At 69.5% G+C, this 18883-nt stretch carries 18 protein-coding genes and 1 pseudogene; 13 read left to right on the forward strand and 6 right to left on the reverse strand.

What is annotated here, in order from left to right:
- Window positions 1-10 precede the first annotated feature (10 nt).
- From ABD255_RS35270 to ABD255_RS35285, 4 genes are read right to left on the reverse strand one after another with little or no spacing between them, the layout of a single operon-like run.
- Window positions 11-1255, reverse strand: a complete 1245-nt coding sequence (locus ABD255_RS35270; protein ID WP_344221132.1) for an ABC transporter permease — start codon at window positions 1253-1255, stop codon at window positions 11-13.
- Window positions 1255-1917, reverse strand: coding sequence for an ABC transporter ATP-binding protein (locus ABD255_RS35275; RefSeq protein ID WP_344221133.1), 663 nt, complete (start codon window positions 1915-1917; stop codon window positions 1255-1257). Before ABD255_RS35275 ends, ABD255_RS35270 begins: the two co-directional genes overlap by 1 nt.
- Window positions 1914-2969 carry a peptidoglycan-binding protein gene (locus ABD255_RS35280; protein ID WP_344221134.1) on the reverse strand — a complete coding sequence of 352 codons (1056 nt, stop codon included), beginning with the start codon at window positions 2967-2969 and terminating at the stop codon, window positions 1914-1916. Before ABD255_RS35280 ends, ABD255_RS35275 begins: the two co-directional genes overlap by 4 nt.
- The gene (locus tag ABD255_RS35285) at window positions 2969-3487 is read right to left on the reverse strand and encodes a hypothetical protein (protein ID WP_344221135.1); all 519 of its coding nucleotides are present in this window, start codon (window positions 3485-3487) and stop codon (window positions 2969-2971) included. Before ABD255_RS35285 ends, ABD255_RS35280 begins: the two co-directional genes overlap by 1 nt.
- Before the next feature lie 140 nt (window positions 3488-3627).
- Here ABD255_RS35285 and ABD255_RS35290 point away from each other — a divergent pair, with 140 nt between their 5' ends.
- The 11 genes and pseudogenes from ABD255_RS35290 (at window position 3628) to ABD255_RS35340 (ending at window position 14218) form a co-directional block, all read left to right on the forward strand.
- Window positions 3628-4284 carry a response regulator transcription factor gene (locus ABD255_RS35290; RefSeq protein ID WP_344221459.1) on the forward strand — a complete coding sequence of 219 codons (657 nt, stop codon included), beginning with the start codon at window positions 3628-3630 and terminating at the stop codon, window positions 4282-4284.
- Window positions 4281-5552, forward strand: coding sequence for a sensor histidine kinase (locus ABD255_RS35295; protein ID WP_344221136.1), 1272 nt, complete (start codon window positions 4281-4283; stop codon window positions 5550-5552). The genes ABD255_RS35290 and ABD255_RS35295 overlap by 4 nt, the downstream gene beginning before the upstream one ends.
- Window positions 5553-5592: 40 nt before the next feature.
- Complete coding sequence (locus ABD255_RS35300) at window positions 5593-5937, forward strand: YciI family protein (protein WP_344221137.1); 345 nt, start codon at window positions 5593-5595, stop codon at window positions 5935-5937.
- 10 nt (window positions 5938-5947) lie between these two features.
- Entirely contained in the window at window positions 5948-7168 is a 1221-nt protein-coding gene (locus ABD255_RS35305) for an RNA polymerase sigma factor (RefSeq protein WP_344221138.1), read from the forward strand.
- A gap of 56 nt (window positions 7169-7224) precedes the next feature.
- Window positions 7225-7977: a methylenetetrahydrofolate reductase gene (locus tag ABD255_RS35310; protein WP_344221139.1), complete on the forward strand. Its 753-nt coding sequence runs from the start codon at window positions 7225-7227 to the stop codon at window positions 7975-7977.
- A gap of 208 nt (window positions 7978-8185) precedes the next feature.
- Window positions 8186-8401 (forward strand): annotated as a pseudogene (locus ABD255_RS35315) (4Fe-4S binding protein); the annotation flags it as partial.
- Window positions 8402-8538: 137 nt separating this feature from the next.
- A complete protein-coding gene (locus ABD255_RS35320; RefSeq protein WP_344221140.1) occupies window positions 8539-9039 on the forward strand; it encodes an NADH-quinone oxidoreductase subunit J family protein in 501 nt (166 codons plus the stop codon).
- Window positions 9039-9383: an NADH-quinone oxidoreductase subunit NuoK gene (gene nuoK / locus ABD255_RS35325; RefSeq protein WP_344221141.1), complete on the forward strand. Its 345-nt coding sequence runs from the start codon at window positions 9039-9041 to the stop codon at window positions 9381-9383. The genes ABD255_RS35320 and nuoK overlap by 1 nt, the downstream gene beginning before the upstream one ends.
- Entirely contained in the window at window positions 9380-11143 is a 1764-nt protein-coding gene (locus ABD255_RS35330; RefSeq protein ID WP_344221142.1) for an NADH-quinone oxidoreductase subunit 5 family protein, read from the forward strand. The genes nuoK and ABD255_RS35330 overlap by 4 nt, the downstream gene beginning before the upstream one ends.
- Complete coding sequence (locus ABD255_RS35335; protein ID WP_344221143.1) at window positions 11140-12654, forward strand: complex I subunit 4 family protein; 1515 nt, start codon at window positions 11140-11142, stop codon at window positions 12652-12654. Before ABD255_RS35330 ends, ABD255_RS35335 begins: the two co-directional genes overlap by 4 nt.
- A 109-nt stretch (window positions 12655-12763) precedes the next feature.
- Complete coding sequence (locus ABD255_RS35340; protein ID WP_344221144.1) at window positions 12764-14218, forward strand: NADH-quinone oxidoreductase subunit N; 1455 nt, start codon at window positions 12764-12766, stop codon at window positions 14216-14218.
- On the opposite strand, the gene ABD255_RS35345 is transcribed toward ABD255_RS35340, so the two are convergent.
- Window positions 14211-15047, reverse strand: coding sequence for an arylamine N-acetyltransferase family protein (locus ABD255_RS35345; RefSeq protein WP_344221145.1), 837 nt, complete (start codon window positions 15045-15047; stop codon window positions 14211-14213). The two genes, ABD255_RS35340 and ABD255_RS35345, sit on opposite strands and share 8 nt — an antisense overlap.
- A 33-nt stretch (window positions 15048-15080) precedes the next feature.
- Between ABD255_RS35345 and ABD255_RS35350 the strand changes: the two genes are divergently transcribed.
- Window positions 15081-16100: a lactonase family protein gene (locus tag ABD255_RS35350; RefSeq protein ID WP_344221146.1), complete on the forward strand. Its 1020-nt coding sequence runs from the start codon at window positions 15081-15083 to the stop codon at window positions 16098-16100.
- Here ABD255_RS35350 and ABD255_RS35355 read toward each other — a convergent pair.
- The gene (locus ABD255_RS35355; protein WP_344221147.1) at window positions 16097-17260 is read right to left on the reverse strand and encodes an MFS transporter; all 1164 of its coding nucleotides are present in this window, start codon (window positions 17258-17260) and stop codon (window positions 16097-16099) included. The genes ABD255_RS35350 and ABD255_RS35355 overlap by 4 nt on opposite strands.
- 98 nt (window positions 17261-17358) lie before the next feature.
- Between ABD255_RS35355 and ABD255_RS35360 the strand changes: the two genes are divergently transcribed.
- Window positions 17359-18882, forward strand: a complete 1524-nt coding sequence (locus tag ABD255_RS35360) for an HD domain-containing phosphohydrolase (protein ID WP_344221148.1) — start codon at window positions 17359-17361, stop codon at window positions 18880-18882.
- Window position 18883 lies beyond the last annotated feature (1 nt).

The raw sequence follows: 18883 nt of genomic DNA on the forward strand, positions 1-18883 counted from the left end.
ACTTCTCTTACTAGGGCGTCGCCAACGCCTCGGTCGGAGACAGCTTGGACGCGCGGATCGCCGGGTAGAGACCGGCCAGTCCGCCGATCACCAGAGTCGCCGCGACCCCGCCCACCAGCGACCAGAGCGGGATGACCGTCAGCCAACCCTGGTACGACGAGTAGGCGGCGGTGACTCCGCTGCCGAGGAACGCGCCGCCCGCACCACCCAAGGCCGACAGCAGCAACGACTCGGTCAGGAACTGCGTCCGGACCTGTCCTCGGGTGGCTCCGAGGGATCGTCGCAGGCCGATCTCCGCACGGCGTTCGAGCACCGAGATCACCATGATGTTGGCGACGCCGACACCACCCACGAGCAAAGCGACCGCGCCGAGTCCGAGCAGCAGGCCGGTGAACGCCTCACCTGCCGCCTGCTTCGCCGCGAGCGCGTCGGAGGGTCGGGAGACCTCGACCTCGTTCGGTGCTTCGGGGTTCGCCGTGGCGCCGAGTACGTCGCGGACCGACTCCACCTGAGCGTCGGACGAGCGGGTGTAGATCTTGGTCGCGTGTCCGTCGAAGCCGAGCGTGGAGTCGGCGGCGGGCCAGCCGATCAGGGCGGCGCTGTCCAGTTCCGGTGCGAGTGCGGACGGCGCGAGGATGCCGAGCACGGTGAACCACTCGTCGCCGATGAGCACCTTGGTGTCCGGTCCGGACCTGGTGATCCCGAGCCGCTCGGCAGCCGCCGAACCCAGCACGGTGGCGGGGTAAGAGCCGGTCGCCGCGTCGAGCCACCTGCCGCTGCGGACCGTCGCGCCGATGGTGGCGAGCAGGTCGGTGCGTGCGGCGTACGGGACGATGCCGTTGGTCTGGACGGCCGGGATCTTGTCGCTGCGGTAGACCGACGCGTCGTCGACCCGCCCGATCGCGGACAGCGCCTCGACCGGCCCGATCCGCCGCACCATCGCCTCCGCGGTGAGCGGCAGTTGCGCTTGTTCGCCGGTCAACCGGGTCCCCGGTGCGACCGTCAGCAGATTGGTGCCCAAGGCATCGAGTGTCTCGTTCAGCTCGGCCCGTGAGGATGAGGAGATGCCGACCACCGCCACCATCGCCGCGATTCCGATCGCAATTCCCAGGGCGGACAAGAACGCTCGCAACGGCCGGGTCCGCAACCCCACCGCCCCGACCCGCACCACATCCCGAGCCCCCATCCGCGCGGGGCGCAGTTCCCGCCCGCGCCGCCCAGCCGCCTCCGGCTCTTCCGCGTTCTGTTCCTTCATCAGCGCACCTCCGCGATGATTCGGCCGTCGCGCATGTGGACCTGGCGGGGGAGGGAGGCGGCGATGTCCCGGTCGTGGGTGATGATGACGACCGTCGTCCCGCCGGCGTTCAAATCACGGAGTAGTTGCATCACACCCGCGCCTGAGGCCGAGTCCAGAGCGCCGGTCGGCTCGTCCGCCAGCAGGAGAGCCGGCTCCCCGGCAACTGCGCGCGCTACAGCGACGCGTTGGCGTTCGCCGCCGGAGAGTTCGTGCGGCTCGTGATCCAGCCGGTGCCCCAGCCCCACCTTCTCCAACGCCGACGCCGCCCGCCGACGACGCTGGGCGCGCCGCAGACCGGAGTACAGCAGACCGTCCGCGACGTTTTCCACCGCCCGTACTCCGGACGCGAGATGAAACTGCTGGAACACGAACCCGATCCGGCTCGCCCGGAGCGCGGACAACCCCGCGTCCGACAGCGTCGCCACGTCGTACCGGTCGATGTGGACCTGCCCCGAGGTCGGCCGGTCCAGCGTGCCCAGCACATTCAGCATCGTCGACTTGCCCGATCCGGACGGCCCGACGATCGCGACCAACTCTCCCGCGTCGACCCGCAGCGAGACCCCGGCCAGCGCGGCGACCCCGCCGGAGTACACCTTCGTCACGTCGGTCAGTTCGATCACTTCGGCACCCCCACGCTCAGGCCCTCGGTGATCCCGGCACCACTGATCTCGACCCGGCCGCCCGCGAACAGCCCTGTCTTCACCGGCACGTACCGCGTGGTCGTGCCGTCGGCGATCTCGACACCGAACCCGCCTTCCTGCAGCGCCAGCAACGCGCCCACCGGCACGGTCAACACGTTCTTCCGCTCGGTCGCCGTGAAGGTGACGTCGACGGAAGCCAACGCGTACGAGGCCGCCGCCTTCTGGTTGCCCAAGGCGACGATCACCTCGATCTTCGTCTCCGGATCCTGGTCCGGCGAGGCGGCCGGAATGATGACCGTCGACACCTCGTCGACCTTGCCCGCGACGGTCGTGTTGTCCGGCAGGGTCACCGACACCGCCGCGTTCTCCTTCGCCAGCCGCTGGTCCGCCGCCTCCAACTCCACCGTCACCGCCTTCGTGGTCCCGGTGTAACCGAGCAACTTCTGTCCCGGCGCGACAGGATCGGACACTTGTGCCTGCAGGCTGTCCACCCGCACCGCCGCGGGCGCGAACACGACTTGGCCGAGCTCGACCACGCCGGTCTCCTCCAGCCCGCGGTCCTCCTGCCACTCCTCAACCGCCTCGGCCGTGGCGGACGTGTACTCGTCGTCGACTGTGAGACCCGTGTACCCCAAGGCCTTGAGGTTCTGCTCGAGCTGCAGGACGTCCGGCCCTTCACTGTCCTCCGCGAGCCGCCTGTACGCCGGCACAGCGCCGTACAGCAAGGTGGTTGGCAGGTTGTTCACCTGGTAGAGCGTTTGCCCCCGGCTGATCTGTTGGCCGCTGTCGGGGAGCCAGGTGACCGTCCCGGCGGCCCGGTTGGTCGCTGTGGTGGTGGTGCCGTAGGCAAGCTCACCGTCAGCCGTCTCCGTGTCCTTGAGCGTCTGCCGAGTCACTTTGGCCGTGTTGGTCAGTGCGGCAGGTGTCTCATCGGCAGCCTGGCTGCTGTCGCTCCGAGTCAGTAGCGCGGCGGTGAGCGCACCACCCACAGCCAGTACTGCGACCGCCGTCAGCAGGGTTCTTCTTGCCATCACTTACCCGCCAGGACGGGCTGGCAGACCTCTTGGGCCTTCTGGAAGTCAGGGTCGTTCCCGACCGAGCCGTCGATCATGATCCCGCGCTGGCCCGGCTTCGGGTCCGGGAACTTCTCCACGCCGTTCTCCCGCATGCAGACGGCGTACTTGCGACCGTTCTCCTCCTGCTGCGGATTGGCCTGGGTGCCCTCGCCCTGCGGGCTGAACTCCTTGCAGGCCTCCATCGCCTGGTCCATCTTCTCCTTGGTGATCCCGCTGCTCGGGTCGAGCTTGATCATCGGGCCCTTGCCTGGTTCGGGGTCGGGCACGTTGATGCCCTGCTCCCGCAGGCACTGGGCGAATTTCACGCCCTTCTCGTCCCGGCTGAGCCCTTCGGCCGGGTTGCTGCTGGTGCCGGTCGTCGGCTGCGCGCCGCCGCCGGAGGCGACCTGGTTCCCCTCGTCACCGGACCCGCAGCCGGTCAGTGCCAGCCCGAGGATGAGCGCCAGGGTGCCGAGGGTTGTCGTTCGCTTCACGTCGTCTCCTTGTGATCGCCGGTGGTTCGGCTCAAGACAAGACCCGTGGACGTTTCCCCGCTGTTTCCCGTCGAGCCAACACGGAGGAAACAACCGGTCGGGGATGATGGATGGTCCGGACGGGGAAGGATGGCGTGGCGATGCGGGTGCTGGTGGCCGAGGACGAACCGTTGCTGGCGGCAGCGATCGCGGAGTGGTTGCGGGACGCGACGCACGCTGTCGACGTCGCGCCGGACGGTTCCGCCGCGCTGGAACGGCTCGCGGTCAACGAGTACGACGTACTGGTGCTCGACCGCGATCTCCCCGTCGTGCACGGGGACGAGGTGTGCCGGCAGTTGGTGGCGTCCGGGTCCGACACCCGGGTGCTGATGCTGACGGCCGCGGCGTCCGTGACCGATCGCGTCGACGGGCTCGGACTCGGCGCCGACGACTATCTGACCAAGCCGTTCGCCTTCGCCGAGTTGGCCGCCCGCGTACTGGCGCTCGGCCGCCGCAGCCGCCCCGCCGATCCCCCCGTACTGCGACGCGCCGGGCTGACGCTGGATCCCGCGCGGCACGAGGTGTTCCGGGACGGGCGGTACGTGCCGCTGGCGAAGAAGGAGTTCGCAGTACTGGCTGAGCTGTTGCGGGCCAACGGCGCGACGGTGTCGGCCGAGCAGTTGCTGGAGAAGGCGTGGGACGAGCACGTGGATCCGTTCACCGGCGCGGTCCGGCTGACGATCCTCAAGCTGCGCCGCAAACTCGGCGAACCGGCCGTGGTGGAGACCGTCACCGGAGTGGGGTACCGAATCCCGTGAAGCTGCCGGCCAAGCTGTCCACCCGCCAGTTGACTCTGCGGGCCCGCCTGACGCTGATCTACGGCGGCCTGTTCATGATCGCCGGCGTGCTGCTGCTCGGCGTCACGTACGTGCTGTTCAACGAGCAGCTCACCGGCGGCCGCGTGATCGTGCGCGGCACCTTCCTCAGCTCCCCGACCGCCGGTGCGCCCCAAACTCCCGGAGCCTCTCCCAGTCCTGTTCCGGAGGGGGTGAAGCTGCCGAAGGAGCTCTACGTGCTCAACAGCGACGGCGACGTGCTGACCGGGCCTGACGCCGAGCGGGTGATGCGGGAGCAGCAGGCTCAGGTGCGGGCGGCGGCGACCAAGTCGCTGCTCGTGCAGGGCAGCATCGCGCTGGTGATCGTCGGCGGTCTTGCAGCCGGCTTCGGCTGGCTGGTCGCCGGCCGTGTGCTTGCCCCGCTGCACCGCGTCACCGACACGGCCCGCCGGATCGCCGCCGCCCCGGCCGCAGGACGGGGTCTGCACGAGCGGATCGCCCTCCGCGGCCCCGACGACGAGGTGAAGAACCTCGCCGACGCCTTCGACACGATGGTCGAGCGTCTGGACCATTCGTTCGACGGCCAGCGCCGCTTCGTCGCCAACGCCTCCCACGAACTCCGTACTCCGCTCACCCTCGGCCGCGCGCTGGTGGAAGTCGCCATGCACCGCAGAACCGCCTCGGACGACGTGAAGCAACTCGGCGAGACCCTGCTCGAGATCAACTCACGCCACGAGCAACTGATCACCGGGCTGCTCCTGCTGGCGGACTCCGAGAAGGAGATCACCGCCTATCCCGTGAACCTCGCCGACGTGATCACCCACGTGGTCGCCCAGCTGACCACCGAGGCCTCGGACAGTGGAGTCGAACTGGTCAGGCAGCCTGCTGACGCCCCGACCCAGGGCGACGCCCTCCTGCTCGAACGCCTCGTCCACAACCTGGTGGAGAACGGCATCCGCCACAACGTCGGAGCCGGCGGGTGGGTCCGGGTGATCAGCCGGACCGTGGGGGAGCACGTGGAGGTCGAGGTGACGAACACGGGCGCGAGCGTTCCGCCGTACGAGGTGGAGGGGTTGTTCAAGCCGTTCCACCGGCTGGGCGAGGATCGGGTGGTGGGGTCGAAGGGCGCCGGGCTGGGGTTGTCGATCGTGCAGTCGGTGGCGCTGGCGCACGGCGGATCGGTACGGGCCGAACCACGCGAAGGCGGCGGATTGGTGATTATCGTGAGACTGCCTGTCGATCCGGGCTGAGGCTGCTCGTGTAGTGGGTAGATGAACCCGAGGAGGACCCGTGAAGCAGTACTTGCTCAGCATCTACCAGCCCGACGGACCCGCTCCTGAGCCCGAGGTGCTGGAACCGATCATGAAGAACCTGGCCGCCTTCAACGACGACCTCCGGGAGGCCGGTGCGTGGGTCTTCGCCGCCGGTCTGCATCCACCGAACACGGCGACCGTGCTGCAGTCGAAGGGTGATGAGGTGCTGGTCACCGACGGTCCGTACACCGAGGGCAAGGAACACCTCGGCGGTTTCACCGTCATCCAGGTGGAGGACCTGGACGAAGCGCTCACCTGGTCCCGCCGGCTGGCGGAGATCCTCAGCCCGCTCGCGATCGAAGTGCGGCCCTTTGCCCACTGAAGATGCGGCCGTGTCGGTCGAGCAGGTGGCGGCGGTGTTCCGGGACGAGCACGGGCGGGCGGTCGCAGTACTGACGCGGGTGTTCGGGGATCTGGACATCGCGGAGGACGCGGTCCAGGAGGCGTTCGCGGCGGCGGTGGAGAAGTGGCCGGCGGCCGGGCTGCCACCCAGCCCGGCCGGCTGGATCATCACCACCGCCCGGAACCGCGCGATCGACCGGCTCCGGCGTGAGTCCTCGCGGGAGGACAAGCACGCCCAGGCCGCACTGCTGCAGGCCCAGGACGAACCAGTGGAGGAGGGTGTCGTGCGCGACGACAGGCTGCGGCTGCTCTTCACCTGCTGCCACCCGGCCCTGGCGCTCAACGTGCGGGTCGCGCTGACGCTGCGGCTGATCGGCGGTCTCACCACCACCGAGATCGCCCGTGCCTTCCTGGTCCCCGAGCCCACGATGGCGCAGCGGATCGTCCGGGCGAAGGCGAAGATCCGCGCCGCCGGCATCCCGTACCGCGTGCCGTACGAGGCGGACCTGCCCGAGCGGGTGCGCGGAGTACTGGCGGTCGTGTACCTGATCTTCAACGAGGGGTACGCCGCGTCGTCCGGCGACGAGTTGATCCGCACCGAGCTCTGCCAGGAGGCGATCCGCCTGGGCCGGCTCCTGGTCGACCTGATGCCGGACGAGCCGGAGGCGGTCGGCCTACTCGCCCTCATGCTCCTGCAGGAGTCCCGCCGCCCGGCACGAGTGGCTCCAGACGGCTCGCTTGTCCTGCTGCCCGACCAGGACCGGACGCTGTGGGACCAGGCGCTCGTCACCGAGGGCCAAGACCTAGTACGCCGCTGCCTACGCCGCGACCAGCCGGGTCCGTACCAGCTCCAGGCCGCGATCAACGCGGTACACAGCGACGCGCCGACCGCGGCCGACACGGACTGGCGCCAGATCGTCCAGCTCTACGGCCACCTGCTGGCCCTGAACCCAAGCCCGGTCATAGCCCTCAACCGCGCGGTCGCCGTAGCCGAGCTCAACGGCCCTGCCACCGCCCTGGCCCTCGTCGACGACCTGGACCTAGGCAGCTACTACCTCTTCCACGCCATCCGCGCCGAACTCCTTAAACGCCTCAACCGCCCAGCCGAAGCCTCCACCGCCTACAAGACAGCCGCCACCCTCACCGAAAACACCCCCGAACGCACCTTCCTAGAACAGCAACAAGCAGCCCTGGGCCCTCTCACCAACTGACGTCAGCCGTCCTCGGCCTGCATCTCCCGACGGTACTGCGCCGGTAGGGTCGGAGGATGTTCGAAGTGGTGTGTGAGGTGGAGCCGCCGACGCGGCCGGATCTGAAGAAGGTGCGGCATCAGATCGGGGTGATGAGCCCGATCGCGGACGCCTTCCTGATCCCGGACAACCACATCGGCCGGGCGACCGTGTCCAGCGTCGCGGTGGCGAACGAGGTGCAGGCGATGGGTGCGCGGGGGATTGCCTGCCTGAACTCCCGGGACCGGAACCTGCTCGGCTTCCGGCGCGACCTGCTGACGGCGGCGGCGTACGGGGTGGAGCAGTTCCTCTTCGTCCACGGCGACAACCCGACAGCCGGCGCCCGGACGAGCCAGCTGACCGTGCGGACGATGATCGAGGAGGCCCGCGCAACCTCATTCGCCGGGATAGCGCCGTTCCAGGTAGGCGCGGCGACCCGCCTGCGGCCGGTGCCGAGGTGGAAGGCGGAGGCCGACTTCCTGTTCGTGCAGGTCAGCTATGACGTGGAGGAGTTGCTGCGCTGGCGGGAGAGCGTAGTACTGGACATCCCCGTGTACGCCGGGGTGATGGTGCTCGCGAGCGCCAAGATGGCCGCGAACCTGGGCTCTCTGCCTCAGCTGACCATCCCCGAAGCTTTGATCGAGGCGGTCGCGCGGGATCGCGATGCCGGCGTCGAGGCGGCCTGTGAGCAGGTTCTGAAGATTCGTGACAGTGGGGCATTCCAAGGAGTGCATCTGATCCCGGTGAGCCGCTACCGGGAGGTCGCTGCTCGCCTCGAGCGGGGACTCTGAGGGCTCCTGACGGCGGGAGCGGGCGAAAGCGACTAATGTCAGCGTGCAGAAGACGACTGACGGAGGAGGAGGCGTGGCCGTACCTGGTAAGGGTCTGATCGATGGCCTGAAGGTCACCGCTAAGACGCTGGGGCGCCGCTCCGTCACCGAGCAGTACCCGGATGTCCAGCCGGAACTGCCGCCGCGGACGCGGGGTGTGATCGCCCTGATGGAGGAGAACTGCACCTCCTGCATGCTCTGCGCGCGGGAGTGCCCGAGTTGGTGCATCTACATCGACTCGCACACCGAGACCGCGCCGTCGGTCGGTGAGCAGGCCCGCGAGCGCAGCCGGAACGTGCTGGACCGGTTCGCGATCGACTTCTCGCTGTGCATGTACTGCGGGATCTGCATCGAGGCGTGTCCGTTCGACGCGTTGTTCTGGTCGCCGGAGTTCGAGTACGCCGAGACCGACCTGCGCAACCTGACCCACGAGAAGGAGCGGCTGCGGGACTGGATGTGGACCGTGCCCGCGCCGCAGCCCATCGATCCCGGCCCGTCGGTCGTCGAGGGCGGGAGCGGGGAGTGACCACTGCACTCTTCTCCATCGCGGGGGCGGTGGCGCTGCTGGCGGGCCTGATGGTGGTCACCTCGCGCCGGATCGTGCACGCGGCCCTCTGGCTGGTGGTCGCCCTCGGCGCCGTCGCCGGCTGCTTCGGGGCCCTGCACGCCGAGTTCGTCGCGCTGGTGCAGATCCTTGTCTACGTCGGCGCGATCGTCGTCCTGGTGCTGTTCGCGCTGATGCTGACCAAGGCGCCGACCAATCCGCTGCCGGCCCTGACCACCGGGCGGAGCCCGTTCGCGGCGGCCGTCGCGCTGGTGCTGGCGCTGCTTCTCGGCACCGGCGTGGTGTTTGCCTTCGGCAATGAAAGGATCGAGCCGGTACCGGCCGGGTCCGCCGAGGCCGTCGGGACCGCGGTGTTCCGCACCTGGGTGCTGCCGTTCGAAGTACTGTCCGTGCTCCTGCTCGCGGCCCTGATCGGCGCGATCGTCCTGTCCCAGCGCACCGGCAGGAAGGAGGACTGATGCCACTCGTCCTCCCGCTGCTGCTGGCCGTCGCGCTGTTCTGCCTCGGCGTGTACGGCGTACTGGCGCGGCGCAACGCGATCACGATGCTGATGTCGTTCGAGCTGATGCTGAACGCGGTGAACCTGAACCTGGTCGCCTTCGACGCCTGGCACGTCGACGGGCTCGCCACCGGCCAGACGCTCGCGGTCTTCGTGATCACGCTGGCCGCGGCCGAGATCGGCCTCGGCCTGGCGATCGTGCTGCTGCTGTTCCGCGGGCATGGCCACGTCGATGCCGACGCCGCGCGCGACCTGCGCGAGCCGGCTGACCTCAAGCCGCTGGAGACGGGGGCCGAGCAGTGATCGGCACCGCCTGGCGGGTGGTCGGCGTCGGCTTCTCATTGCTGGTCGTCCTGGTCGCCGCCCTCCTGTCCGGCGTCGACCCGCAGCAGACCGGGTACGTCGGCTCGGATGTCGGCGACCTCGTCGTCGGGTTCGGCCTGCGCACGGACGACCTGACCGTCTTCATGCTCGCGGTGGTCGGCGTGATCGCGGCCTGCGTCCAGGTCTACTCGATCTCGTACCTGCACGAGCGGGTCGCCTCCTACACGGCCCTGGTCACGCTGTTCACCGCCGCGATGGTGACGGTGGTCGTTGCCGACAGCCTGTTCCTGCTGCTGATCGGCTGGGAGGTGATGGGCGCGTGCTCATACCTGCTGATCGGTCACTACTGGGAGCGGCGCGACGCCCGGTCCGGCGCGGTGAAGGCGTTCCTGATGACCCGCCTCGGCGACGTCGGTTTCCTCTTCGGCATCTTCGTCCTCGCGATGGACGCAGGCACGGCCCGGATCTCCGAACTGCGCCCGGACCAGCTCTCCTCGGGCGCGCTGACGGCCGGGACCCTGCTTCTTCTGGTCGGCGTCGTCGGCAAGTCCGCGCAGGTCCCGCTGCAGACCTGGCTCCCGGACGCGATGCCCGGTCCGAGCCCGGTCAGCGCGCTGATCCACGCGGCCACGATGGTCGCCGCCGGTGTCTTCGTGATCGCCCGCCTGTACGACGTGTTCGCCGCGGCCGACGTGACTCTCACCGTGCTCGCGGTGGTGGCCGTGGTGACGATGCTGTTCGCCGCGGCCTGCGCGATGGCGGCGGTGGAGGTGAAGCGGGTGCTCGCCTGGTCGACCGTGAGCCAACTCGCGATCATGTTCGCGGGCCTCTCGCTCGGCACCGCCGACGGACGCCACGCGGCTCTGTTCCACCTGCTCACGCATGCCGCCTTCAAGGGCCTCCTCTTCCTCTGTGCGGGAGTGCTCCTGCACCAGGTCGGCAGCGCGGCCTTCGTCGTTCTCCGGAGGTACACGCGCAAGGGCGCCCTGCGCAAGCAGATGCCCGTCACCTTCGCGACGATGACGGTCGGCCTCGCGGCGCTGGCCGGAGTACCGGGGTTTGCCGGGTTCTTCTCCAAGGACTCGGTCGTCGAGGCCGCGTGGCACCACGCGTCCGACGGCTCCACGATCGGCTGGATCGTGCTGGTCTCGGTCTGCCTGACCGCCGCGATGACCGCCTTCTACTGCGTCCGGCTGTGGCTGTGGGTGTTCTACCGGACGCCCGCGCTGGCCGGTGCCCTCGGCGCCTTCGAGGACGACGACCCGATGGCCGACGTCGAGGAGCCGAACACCGCCAAGCTGCGCGAACCCTCCTGGGTGATGCTCGGGCCACTGGTGCTGCTCGCGATCGGCGCCGTCGTGCTCGGCTACACCGACGGCGTCCACCTGAACTGGGTGATCGCGTTGGTGACCACCCTGCTCGCGGTGCTCGGAGCGCTGCCGGCCTATTCGTTGTGGCAACGCGGGGCGGATCCGCGGCCCGTGGTGCTGGAGCGTGAGTTCGGCGTGGACCCGGCGTACCAGCGGTTGTTCGTCGTACCGGTCGGCTGGTTCGCGAAGTTGGCGGTCGACGGGGATCGGGACGTGATCGGCGGCTACGTGCGGGCGACCGGGCGGGCGGGACTGCTGGCTTCGGCGGGCTTCCGGAAGTTGCAGACGGGCAACGTGCAGACCTATCTCACCGCGGCCGTCGTCGGAGTCGTCGCTCTGGCGGTACTGGCTGGGGTGATCGGCTCATGAACGGGATCCTGCTGTCCCTGTTGGTCCTGCCGCTGCTGGCCGCGCTGGCGCTGTGGGCGCTGCCCATCGGCCTCGGGGACCGGGTCGCCGCGATCTACGGTTCGGTGATCTCGGGGCTGGTGCTGGTCGGGTCGCTGCTGCTCTGGCCGGGCTCGGGCAACTGGATGTCGTCGGAGACACCGGGCGGAGCGCTGCCGCCACTGCGGGCGGAGACGGACGTCGCCTGGATTCCCTCGCTGGGGGTGCGGTTCCACGTCGGCCTCGACTGGATCTCGGTGCCGCTGATCGTGCTGACCGCGCTGCTGGTGTTCCTGTGCTGCCTGTACTCGCTGCGGATCACGCCGAAGATCGGCCGGACCCGCTCGCTGATCGCGTTGCTGCTGGTGATCGAGGCCGGCGTGATCGGCACCTTCTCCGCGATGGACCTGGTGCTGTTCTTCGTCTGCTTCGAGATCGTGCTGATCCCGATGTGGCTGATCATCGACATCTGGGGCGACGAGCACGACCGGGCCGGCCGGCGGCGGGCGGCGACCACCTTCGTCCTGATGACGGTGCTCGGCTCGGCCGTGATGCTGGTGGGCTTCCTGCTCGTCTACCGGGAGGCCGGCACCTTCGACCTCGAGCAGTTGAGCGTCAACCCGGTCCGCGGATTCCACGGCATCCCACTGGCCGCCGCGATTCTGATCGCGCTCGGGCTGGCGGTGAAACTGCCGCTCTGGCCGCTGCACATCTGGCTTCCGGACGCGCACGCGAAGGCGCCGACGGTCGGGTCCGTGCTGCTGGCCGGAGTACTGCTGAAGCTCGGCAGTTACGGCATGATCCGGATCCTGCTGCCGGTGCTGCCGGACGCGATGGTCACCATCGCGCCGTACCTGGCCGGGCTGTCGACGATCGCGATCGTGGCCGGCTCGCTGGCCTGTCTGGCGCAGACCGACATCAAGCGGCTGATCGCGTACTCGAGCGTCGGCCACATGGGCTTCATCGGGCTCGGCATCGCGACCCTCTCGCCGGCTGGGCTGCGCGGCGCGCTGTTCGCCAACATCGCGCACGGCCTGATCACCGGCCTGCTCTTCTTCCTGGCCGGGGCGATCAAGGACCGGCATGACACCAGCGATCTGCGCGTCATCGGCCGCGCCCTGTACGCCCGGTTGCCGCGGATCGGCGCGTTGCTGACGTTCGCCTGCCTGGCCTCCCTCGGGCTGCCCGGGCTGGCCGGGTTCTGGGGCGAGATGCTGGTCCTGCTGGGCGCCTACCAGCCGGCCGATTCGTTGCCGCGGACAAGCTTCCTGGTGATGATGGTGATCGCCGGACTCGGCACCGTGCTGACGGCCGCGTACTTCCTCCGGCTGGTCCGCAACCTCTGCCAGGGTGATCCCGCCGAGCACCCGGCCGCGGCGTTCGCGGTCGACCTGAGCCGGATCGAACTGATCACCTGGGCGCCGCTGGTCGCCCTGACCGTGCTGCTCGGCGTCTGGCCCGGGCTGCTCCTCGACCAGTGGGTGGGCCTGTGACAGTGCACATTGCCACGCACATTGCCACGCTGCCGCGCGGCGGGTCATGGGGCTGTGCCTCCCGCCCTTCCCTCGTCGCTCCACTCCTCAGTCCAGGGCGGGAGGCCCCATGACCCTCACCTGGACCGACTGGCAGGCGACCGCCGTACCGCTGATCCTGGCGCTGGGTGCTGTCGCGGTGCTGCTCATCGACGGGTTCTGGAGCACCGGGAGCAAGCGGCTCAAGCACACGGTGATCACCCTGATCACCGCTGCCGTGATCGTGTTCGGGCTGATCTTCGTCATCGCCCGGCGACAGGCGTACCTGCCGGCCTTCTGCCGTCCGGACGTCGAAGGGCCGGCGCAGTGCAGCCTGGTGGTCGAGCCGCTCACGATCGGGTTGTGGGCGGTGCTCCTGATCGGCGGACTCGGCGTCGTCGGGCTGTCGTCGTACCGGTTGCTCTCGGCGGACATCCCGGTCGGGGAGTACCACTTCCTGCTGCTCAGCGCGCTGGTCGGCGCGACCGTGCTGGCCGGCGCGCGCGACCTGGCGACGGTGGTGATCGCGCTCGAGGTGGTGTCGCTGCCGAGCTTCGCGATGGTCGCGCTGCGCCGCGATCGCAGTGGCTCGGAGGCCGCGCTGAAGGCCTTCCTGGTCTCGGTGCTGTCGACAGCCGTGATGCTGTTCGGCATCTCCTACCTGTACGGCGTGACCGGGTCGCTCTACCTCCAGACGATCGCGACCCGGCTGCCCGGGATCGACCCGGACCTGCGCCGGGTGGCGTTCGCGGCCGGGTTGTTCGTCATCGTCGGGTTCGGCTTCAAGATCGCCGCGGTCCCGTTCCACGGCTGGCTGCCCGACACGTACTCCGGTGCGCCGGTCGAGGTGACCGCGTTCCTCGCGGTGGTGTCGAAGTCGGCCGGTGTCGCCGGGCTGCTCGTGCTGGTGACCTTCGGCGTCGCGCCGAGTGGTTCCGACCTGCGGCTGGTGGTCGCGATCCTGGCGGCGGTGACGATGACCGTGGGGAACCTCGCGGCCCTGCGGCAGGTCGAGGCGGTCCGGCTGCTCGCCTGGTCGTCGATCGGCCAGGTCGGCTTCCTGCTCGCCCCACTCGCGGTCGGTGACGCCCAGGCAGTCGTCGGCTACCTCGCCGCGTACGTCGTGGTCACGCTCGGCGCCTTCGGAGCAGTCGCCGTGGTCCAGCGGCACCGCCCCTTCGGCCTGCTGCTGAAGGACTACCGCGGCATGGTCCGCTCCGAGCCCGGCCTGGCGATCGCGCTGATCTTCTTCCTGGTCGTCCTCGCCGGCCTGCCGCCGGGCCTGGCCGGACTCTTCACCAAGTTCGCCGCCTTCCAGGCCGTCATCGACGCCCACTACGGCTGGCTCGCCCTGGTGATGGCGGTCAACGTGATGATCGGCCTGGCCGTCTACCTGCGCTGGGTCGCCGAACTCTTCCGCCTCCCGGCCGACGACCCGTTCTCCGTCGACATCGAGTCCCCGGCCGTCGCCGTCATCTCCACCTGCGTCGCCGCCGCCGCAGTAGTCTCGATCCTCCCCAGCGCCCTCTTCGCCCTGGCTACCTAGCCAGCCAAGCCTCGTACTGCGCGACTGCGCGCTTCCAGAGTTCGTCGTGTTGGGCTGCGGTCAGGTGGTCCAGCGGGAGATGGAAGACGTCGGCCAGCACGGTGAAGTACTCCGACGAGGTCTCCACGATTCGGTTGTCGACGCGGTCGGCGAAGGTCTCCATCAGGCCCAGTGAGCGCAGCATGACCATGCTGTCGGGTTTGCGGCGGTAGGCCGAGGACGTCCGGACGAAGGGCGACTCCGGCGACACCGACAGGTGGGCGTGCTGGGCGGCGAAGGCGTCGATGGAGACGGTGGCCGACTCGAAGTCCATCCCGGTGAGGCTGCTCCGAGGGTCGTGGTCGAGGCGCCAGCCGTCGACGATCTCGGAGGGTCGGAGCGTGAGGTCGAAGGGCTCCTGCCGGGTCGTGCCGGGCTTGAGGGGGAGCGGCGTGAACAGCCCGTCGCCGAGGCCGACGTCGACGAGCCACTCTTCGTCGGGAGCGTCGGGGAGGCCGCTGACGGTGATGACCATGTGGCTGGCGTCCACCACCGCCGGCCGGGTCGCGGTCTGGACTCCGCCGCGGTGCAGTTCGACCTGGTAGCCGAGCTCGGTCAGCAGTTGCGCGAAGGTGCCGTTCAGCTGGAAGCAGTAGCCGCCGGTCTCCCGCGCGATGATCCGGGGCGCGACGACCTGCGGATCCATCGAGCCGCCCTGCCCGAACTGGTACTGGATGGTCTCGTACGGCACGGTGTCGGCGAAGGCCGCGTGCAGTTCGAAGAGTGCTTCGACGCTCGGTCCGCGATGCTGGTCGATGCCGATCCGGCGCAGCAGGGCGGTGGAGTCCATGCGGCGAGCTTACGGGCGTGAAAGGCTAGGACCATGACCTCTGAGCGGATCTACGTCGGTAGCTACACCAGTCAGGCAGGCGGCGGTACCGGGATCGGGTTCGGGACGCTGGAGGCGATGGAGGTCGCCGCGACCACCGACGATCCGTCGTTCCTGGCTCGGTCCGCGGACGGGCGTTTCCTCTACTCCGTGAACGAGTTGGAGGCCGGACGCGTCTCGGCCTTCGCGATCGCCGAGGACGGTTCGCTCACCTTCCTCAACGACCAGCCGACCGGTGGCGCGCACCCGTGCCACCTGGCGATCGACCCGGCCGGCCGATTCCTGCTGTCGGCGAACTACAGTTCCGGCTCGATCGCGGTGCACCCGATCGCCGGAGACGGTTCGCTCGGCGAGGCAACGCAGTACCTGCAGCGGTCCGGGTCCGGCCCGAACGAGAAGCGCCAGGAAGGGCCGCACGCCCATCAGGTGACCTTCGACCCGGCCGGCGCCTTCGCGTTCGACATCGACCTCGGCTCCGACACCGTCTACACCTCGCGGCTCAGCGACGACGGTCAACTGGAGGCCGTCAGCCTGCTGGAGGTTCATCCCGGTGCCGGGCCTCGGCACGTGGTGTTCCACCCGGGCGGCGCGGCGGCGTACGTGATCAACGAGCTGGACTCCACCCTGACCGTCTGCAGCTACGCGGACGGCGAGCTGACCGAGGTACAGACGGTGTCGACGCGTCCGGACGGTGCCGAGGGTGACAACTTCCCGGCCGAGGTCCTGGTCTCCGCCGACGGCCGGTTCGTCTACGGCTCCAACCGCGGCGACGACACGATCGCCGTGTTCGAGACCGGCGCCGAGGGCCTCGAGGCCGAGCTCATCCAGACGATCGGTTCCGGCGGGACCTGGCCCCGGCACCTCGCCTTCAGCAAAGATGGAACCCACCTGTACGCCGCGAACGAGCACTCCGGCACCGTCGCGTCGTTCACCGTCGACCAGAGCAGCGGCGCCCTCACCGCAACGGGGACGCCGCTGACCTGGCCCAAGGCAATCTTCGTCCTGCCGCTCTAACCGAGTACCGGTCTCGCTCTCGGCATGCCGCGAGCGGCGAGGGCGAGACCGCTCGCGGCGACCACCGCGGCGGCGAGGAAGCCTGAGCCGCGATCCAGACTGGCCGCGACGAGCCCGAAGGTTGCCGGGCCCAGGCCCAGGGCGAGGTCGAGACTCATGCTGACGGTGCCCATCACGGCGCCGCGCTCGCCGGCCGGTACGTCGTGCAGCGCGAGCATCATGATCGCCGGGGTGCCGAGGGCGACGCCGACACCGAGGACCATCGTGCCGGCGATCAGACCCGGCACCGCGCGGTAGCTGCCGATGATGACGAGTCCCGCGGCCGCGCAGAGCAGCGAGAGGCGAACGCTTCGCAGCGCGCCCAGTCGATCGGGGATCCGCGCGCCCACGCTGCGGATGACGATCACGATGGCGGCGAAGCCGAACAGCAGGAAGCCCGCGCCCGACAGGCCGAGATCCAGGGCGTAAAGCGGGACGAAGGCCAGGAAACCGGCCATTCCCCAGACCAGCGCGAGCAGGAGCAGCGCCGGTACGACGGCTGCCGGGTGGATGAGGCGCGTGCTCTGGACTGGACCCGGCTCCCGCGTGTCGCCCACCCGGACAGCCAGTACTACGGCCAGCAGCGCGGCGCCGCTGGAGATCGCCCAGACGGTGCCGAAGCCGATCGCGCCGACCACCGCTTCACCGACGGGCGGCCCGACCGCGAGCCCGGCGTACAGGGACAGCGAGAACAGGCTGATGGCTTCTCCCCGTCGCTCGGCGGGAGCCAGGTCGCTCATCGCGGTCACCGCGCCAACGAAGAAGAACGCCTCCCCAACGCCAGTGAGCAGCCGCAGTACGACGAGCAGGGCGATGCTGTCCGCGAAGCTGTAGCCCGCGACGGACGCGGCGAAGACCAGGCCACCCACGAGCATCACCACCGACCTGCCGCGCCTGTCCGCCCACCGGCCGGCCCAGGGGCGCAACAGCAGCGCCGACACGCTGAACGACCCGACCGCGATTCCCACGCCCACGTCGTCTCCGGCCAGCGGCCCGGTCACGTAGAGCGGCACGGACGGCACCAGCACCCCGTCGGCGAAGAAGTACGCGAGCGCTGCGAGGCCGAGCAGTACGAACTGCGGCGTGACGAGGCGAGGTCTGGCGACGGCTGTCTGGCTCATGGCGCTTCCTCCGGTACGAATCGGGCTCTCGAGGCTCACAATGGCCGTACGGCGCCGGGCGGGGCATCGGTAGTTCTGCCCATTCCCCAGGGGGTTCGATGGCGGACGACGAACTGCGGCTCGCAGATCTCCTCTGCGCGTTGTCGGTCAGCCTGGACCTGGCCATGGCCCAGCCACTCGAGAAGTCGATCCGCAGTTGCCTGGTCGCGATCCGGTTGTCCCGCCGCCTGGGCCTGTCCGCCGTCGACCAGCGGACCGTGTACTACGCCACGCTGCTCCGCCACCTGGGCTGCACGGCCACCACCCACGAGGAGGCCGACCTGATGGGCCCAGGCGTGGCCTACCTGCGTCCTCTGATGGAACGGACCGACCCGGCCAGCAAACGTGAGTCACTGAACGTCCTGCGACAGGTGGGCAAGGGCACCGGAGTACGGCGCCTGCAGTACCTCGCGCGCACCCTGACCACTAACGAGGCGCCGGTACTGCTGGCCATCTGCGAGGTCGGCAGCATGCTCGCCGAGCGACTCCGCCTCGGTCCCGAAGTAGCGGCCGCGATCTACCAGAGCATGGAGCGCTGGGACGGCGCCGGTACTCCGGACGGCCTGGCAGGCGAGGAGATCGCCGAGGCGACCCGTATCGCCGAGGTGGCTACCCAGGCCGTCATCTTCACCAGCCTGGGTGGTCCGGCCGCGGTCGAGGCAGCCTTCCGCAGGCGGCAGGGGAGGTGGCTGGACCCGTCAGTGGTCGAGGCCTATGACCAGGAGTTGGTGTCGGACCTCGAAGGTATCGACGTGTGGCAGGAGACCCTCGACGCGGAGCCGCTGCCACATGGCAAAGCCGATCGACTGGAGGAGGTCGCCGAGGCCTTCGCCCACTTCGTAGACCTCAAGTCCCCGTACCTCTTCGGGCACTCGACAGGTGTCGCGGCGCTGGTCGATCAGGCGGCGCACCGCCTCCGGTTGGACGACGGCGAGCGGGCTACCGCGCGGCAGGCCGGGTATCTCCATGACCTAGGCCGCGTTGCCGTGCCTACCGGGGTCTGGGAGAGGTCGAGCGGGCTCCGCCGAGGCGACTGGGAGCAGGTCCGCCTGCACCCGTACCAGTCTGAGCGGATCCTGGCCCGTTCGACAGCGCTGGAGCCTGTCGCCGCGCTGGTCGCGCTCCACCACGAGCGGCTCGACGGGAGTGGCTATCCCCGGCAGTCGAAGGCGCCTGAGTTGCCAGTCGCGGCGCGGTTGCTGGCCGTCGCCGATGTGTTCCAGGCACTGACTCAGGAACGCCCGCACCGGGCTGCGCTGTCACCCGAGGCGGCGGCGGACGTAGTACTGGGTGAGGTTGGTGCTGGCCGGCTGGATGGGGACTGTGCGCGCGCAGTACTCGAAGCGGCCGGGCAACAAGCGCCCGGCCGCCTGACGAGTCGTCCTGCCGGCCTCAGCGAGCGTGAGGTCGAAGTACTGCGCTTGCTCGCCCGCGGCCGGTCCAACGCCGAGATCGCCCGCGAGTTGGTGGTCTCACCCCGTACCGCGGAGCATCACGTACAGCACATCTACGGCAAGATCGGGGTCTCCACCCGGGCTGCCGCCGCACTGTTCGCGATGCAGCACGGCCTGTTCACGCCGTGAC

Origin of the sequence: Kribbella sancticallisti (assembly GCF_039530625.1) — a bacterium.
In the GTDB taxonomy this organism is placed as follows: Bacteria; Actinomycetota; Actinomycetes; order Propionibacteriales; family Kribbellaceae; genus Kribbella; species Kribbella sancticallisti.